This is a genomic window from Bacillus sp. AP50 (assembly GCF_040492675.1).
Lineage (GTDB): Bacteria > Bacillota > Bacilli > Bacillales > Bacillaceae_G > Bacillus_A > Bacillus_A cereus.
Map to the genome: position 1 here is coordinate 1 of NZ_JBEUTW010000318.1, position 5,109 is coordinate 5,109.

The window sequence follows — 5,109 nt, forward strand, 5'->3', positions numbered from 1 at the left end:
AACAATAAATAATTATTGACTAAACAAACAACAAAAAGGTTTGCAAAGCATCTTAAATCACTTCGCAAACCTTCTAAATTATAAATATTTACACTTCAAACCTCTTGCTTAATACAATATACATTGCGCAAAATAGCACGAATATCCCAGCATAAATTAACAAAATCTCTACACTAAACATATCCGACAACGGACCAAATATTATCATTCCTAAAGGAAGCGCGCATGAATTCGCAATTTGTACAAGGCTAAACATCCGTCCGTGCATTGATGGTTCTACTTTCTCCTGCAATAACACAGTAACTGGTGTATTGAAGCACGGCATTGTTATACCAATTAAAAAATTAAAGACTAAATACATAATAAATATCGGTGCTATTCCGAGTCCAATCATAAGCAGTCCATATAATGCACAAGCTAGCGCTGTTGTATGCATACGATTACGAAAACCACCCCACGCTGCAATCAATACGCCACCAGCTGCCGCACCCGCACTAAAGGTCATCTCACTAGCAGTAAGTCTCCACATTTCGGCCCCGAAAGAACGAGTTACCATTAAAGGTGTTAAAAAAGCAGCTGGACTTATTAAAATCATGACGATAATCAATAAAACGATTAGCCTTTTAATAAATACATTTTCTTTTAAATAAGTGAACCCTTCTTTAATTCCTTGTAGATTAGATTTTTGCTTACTTTCTACATTCACATGTCCTTCCACATGAATGACAAACATAATACTAATTCCAATCATAGCTGTAATAACATCAATAAAAAATGTTGTTTCAATGCTGGCAATAGAAAGAATCGCAGCACTTGCTGCTGGAGAAAGAAACATAATTAAAGATGTAATACTGCTATTTATTCCATTTACTTTCATAAGATACTCTTTCGGAACGATTTGCGGAATTAATGCATTCACAGCTGGCGTTTGTACTCCTGTTCCAGCTGAACGAATGAGTAATACAATAAAAAGTAACCAAATACTTTTATATCCTGTTAAAAATAAAATTGCTAAGACTAACGTCGCAATCGCTATAATTCCATCCGATAACATAATCATCTTTTTACGGTCATAACGATCAATCCAAACACCTGCAAACAAAGATATCGCAATTTGTGGTAGAAAACCGCAAACAGTTGAAATAGTCAACATCACTCCTGATGATGTTGTAAGGGTGATATACCATATAATCGCGTATTGCACGAGAGAGGAACCGAACAACGAAATAGTTTGAGCGGTCAAAAATAATATAATTTTCGTTTTCCAATTGTTTTCACTCATATGTTTCACACCCCCTTAACTAATCCCGTCTCTATATGAAAGATGCTATCTGCCCAATCAAGATAAAAACTTGCTTCGTGAGATACGAGTATAATGCTGCCCTTAAACTTAATTAACGCCTTTTGCAAAGCTTCCTTCGCTTCTGCATCCAAATGATTTGTCGGCTCATCTAAAATTAAGAAGTTACAAGGTGATAGTAATAATCCACACAGTTTCACCTTCGATTGTTCACCACCACTTAACGTACGAATTTCTTGCGAAACGTGCGTATCCTTCACTCCACACGCAGCTAAATGATGGCGTATTTCCTTCATATTCAGTTTAGGAAACTGTTCTGAAATAATTTGAAGCGGCGTTAAAGAATCATTGCTCCAATTTAAATCTTGCTCATAATATCCAATCTTTATTTGCTCTGAAAAGTGAAACTCTCCAGAAATACTAGCAATATTTCCAACGATTGTTTTTAATAAAGTAGATTTCCCTACTCCATTGAAACCTGTAATGACAAGTTTTTGCCCACCCATTACTGAAAAATTCAACTTTGGTAAGAGAGCGAAGTCGTAACCAACTTCAAGATTATTTACTTCAAGAACTGTCTGAACTGAAATGGGAAGTTCCTGAAAATGAATAGACGGTTTATGAGTAAAACTTGGTGGCGCAATTCTTTCCATACGCTGTAATTGTTTTCTACGACCTTGCGCTATTTTTGAATTCACCCCAGCAATATTTCTACGAATATACTCTTCCGTTTTTTCAATTTTCTTTTGCTGTGCATAATATTGGCGAATATAATCTTTTCGCAAATGCTCCTTTTGTCTTACAAAATCTGAGTATTTGCCGTAATACTTCTTAACTGTTCCGAACTCTACATCACATATGCAAGAAGTTACCTTTTCCAGAAAATCAAAATCATGTGATACGACAATAAACGCTCCTTCAAAATTCATTAAATAATTAGCAAGCCACTCCACATGCTCCTTATCGAGAAAATTCGTCGGTTCATCTAGCAATAAAATATTAGGCTCTTCTAATAAGAGCTTCGCTAAAATTACCTTTGCACGCTGCCCTCCGCTTAATTCACCAATCACACGATCCATCCCAATCACATCAATACCTAAACCGGCTGCCACCTTATTCGTAATACTATCTACTGAATAAAAATCACGGGCCTCGAGCAGTCCTTGAATTTCTGCCGCTTTCAATAGTTGATTTTCATCTCCAGTCATCGCACTTTCTTCATATAACTTGTTCATTCTCTTTTCCATTTCATACAAATCATAAAAGGCTCTCTTTAAATATTGTGAAATGGTATAACCCTCATCAATTTCTGCGTATTGATCAAGATGTCCAATTTGAATATTAGGTTGCCACTTTATGTCTCCCTTATCAGGAATAATTTCCCCCACCAATATTTTCATTAATGTGCTTTTTCCTGCACCATTCTGTCCAACAATTCCCATATGCTCCCCTTTATGCAAATCAAAAGAAGCATTTTCGTATAATACTTTATCTATAAAACTATGTGATAAACTTTCCACTTTAAGTAAACTCATTTTTATTCCTCTTTTCCTGAAATTAAAAAAAGCAGAGAGATAGCGTCATTCGACACTAGCCCTCTGCTTCGTGGTTTTTCCTATACTACTCCAATTTATAGTAAAGACTCATCGGAATAATATACACAAAGGGCCATAGACAAAGCATTGTCTATGGCCCCTTAATCTATTTTATACACCAGCTGAAAAACCATAACGAAATAAGCATAGATAAACTATACTTTTTTTAGAAAAGTTATTCAGCCGATGAATATAGGGAATTTATACCCCTTGATTAAGCTCCGTACAACGCTTCACCGTATACATTTGTGCGGAGCAAAGTTTTCTAATGAGTTTTACAAATTTTATATAAAGCATTTCAAGCACCTTCCTTATTCTTAAAGGGGATTTTAGCATATGTTTGTGCAAAAGGTCAAGAAATAACCAAATACTGTAATCAAAAGCTACATACTTCTATTCGATTTTTTACACTCTTATGCGATTGGCGTTCCATTTGCAACAGGATCATCCGGCTTTAACAGCACAACATCCCCTTCTTCTGGTACACCGCCTACTACTAATACCTCAGATTTAAAACCTGCAATACGTCTTGGGGGAAAATTCACAACTGCAATTACTTGCCGACCAATAAGCTGTTCCGGTTCATATCTTCGCGTAATTTGAGCTGAAGATTGTTTCAAACCCATCTCACCGAAATCAATTTTTAATTTTATAGCTGGTTTCCGCGCTTCTGGAAATGGTACGGCTTCTATTACAGTTCCAACACGAATATCTAATTTCATAAAATCCTCAATGCTTGCCACATGTATTACCTCCCGTTTTTACAATATCCATATTTACATTTTAGACACATACAATGAGATTTTTTTTACCGAAAATCAGTACTTTTTAACCATATGTCATGTATTCGGTGCAAATGAAAAGTTACCTTTCCGATATTGACTTGGTGTGACTCCCTCATATTTTTGGAATAAACGTGTTAAGGAAGATTGGTGCTCTAATCCTACTTGAATTGCAATGTGCAAAATGGATAAATTGGTATTTTGTAATAAGTCTTTCGCCTTATTTAAGCGCACTTCTTGTATATATGCTGATGGAGATTTTCCTGTTTCTTTAAAAAACCAATCTGAATAATAGGAACGATTATAATGCTCAAGCTGTGCAAGTTTTTGTACCGTTATATTCTCATGATAATGTTCGTGAATATATTGAATCGACTTAGGTTGTTGCTCTTGGCGTAAACAATGTGAAATATACGGATAGAGCTCTTTAAGCGCAGGCCTTCCCTGTTCTATTTCATTCAGGATTAGATAGCGAATCCCTTTCCACTGATTCGTAAATTGATAAGAAATCCCCCTATTTTGTAACTCCCCAGCAGGAATCATAAAATGAGGAATATCCAGAACCAAAAATTCATTACGCACAGAAGAATGAAAAGTATGATCACACTCGGGAGGAACAAAAAATAATGTTTGTTGGTCTATGAGTAGATTTTGTGCCCCAGCTTTGATAACAAGTTCTCCTTGAAGGGGTAAAATGAGCTGGGCATAACTATGGGAATGTGTATCTTTAGCAGCTGTATAAATCCGGCGTTCTGCTACAATCTCTTTATATGTTTCCATTGCATTTTCTCCCTTTTCATATTTGGATTCATAATACCAAAAAAAGTAGTGCGAACCAATAGACTGGTCTGCACTACTTTTTTATTTAATGTTTCTTCAAATCCCTCATATTAGATATATATAAAGCAATCACTAAAATGAGAATAGCCCCTGCATATAATAATGTTTCAAATGGCTCTTCATGAGAAACAATAATTAATCGAATGAGGGCTGTGATTCCTATATAAATAAAATACCGTAATGGAAAATGATAATTTGATTTAAAATACTTAATAATTAATGCAATAAATTCAAAGTATAAGAAGTAAACAATAATGCTCTCAACTAATTTATACGATGTATATTTTTTCGTTGAAAATATGTACTGTATAAATGTGATTGTTTCATTAATTAAAAAGATAGATAGAACAATGGACAGGATAATAAGAGCTGTATTTAATATCCATTGTAAAACACTGGCAATAAATTCATCGACATTAAATGATCGCATTTTCTAGCACTCCTCTACAGGTGAATCATACTCATGTATTATAGCAAAATTATCCTGATATATAAATTTCAGAATTATTATATCATTAATCTAATATACCTTGCATTACAAGTTAATTCCATGTTATCTTCATTATAACACTTGCATTACAAGGTATTGTTA

The 5,109-nt window shown here is 34.6% G+C and carries 5 protein-coding genes; all 5 read right to left on the reverse strand.

Translation table 11 applies throughout. The annotated features are described in order from the left end of the window. Positions 1–88: 88 nt before the first annotated feature. The 5 genes from ABWK52_RS21105 to psiE all read right to left on the reverse strand — a co-directional run bounded on the left by ABWK52_RS21105 (position 89) and on the right by psiE (position 4,947). The gene (locus ABWK52_RS21105) at positions 89–1,282 is read right to left on the reverse strand and encodes an MFS transporter (RefSeq protein WP_001293750.1); all 1,194 of its coding nucleotides are present in this window, start codon (positions 1,280–1,282) and stop codon (positions 89–91) included. A gap of 5 nt (positions 1,283–1,287) precedes the next feature. Next, positions 1,288–2,835, reverse strand: a complete 1,548-nt coding sequence (locus ABWK52_RS21110; RefSeq protein ID WP_098341084.1) for an ABC-F family ATP-binding cassette domain-containing protein — start codon at positions 2,833–2,835, stop codon at positions 1,288–1,290. 473 nt (positions 2,836–3,308) lie between these two features. Then, positions 3,309–3,638 (reverse strand): chaperone CsaA, encoded by a 330-nt coding sequence (gene csaA / locus ABWK52_RS21115; protein ID WP_098508589.1) that lies wholly within the window; start codon positions 3,636–3,638, stop codon positions 3,309–3,311. A gap of 96 nt (positions 3,639–3,734) precedes the next feature. Then, positions 3,735–4,457, reverse strand: coding sequence for an AraC family transcriptional regulator (locus ABWK52_RS21120; RefSeq protein ID WP_098508590.1), 723 nt, complete (start codon positions 4,455–4,457; stop codon positions 3,735–3,737). 85 nt (positions 4,458–4,542) lie between these two features. Then, on the reverse strand, positions 4,543–4,947 hold the full coding sequence (gene psiE, locus ABWK52_RS21125) for a phosphate-starvation-inducible protein PsiE (RefSeq protein WP_098508592.1): 405 nt from the start codon (positions 4,945–4,947) through the stop codon (positions 4,543–4,545). Positions 4,948–5,109: the final 162 nt, after the last annotated feature.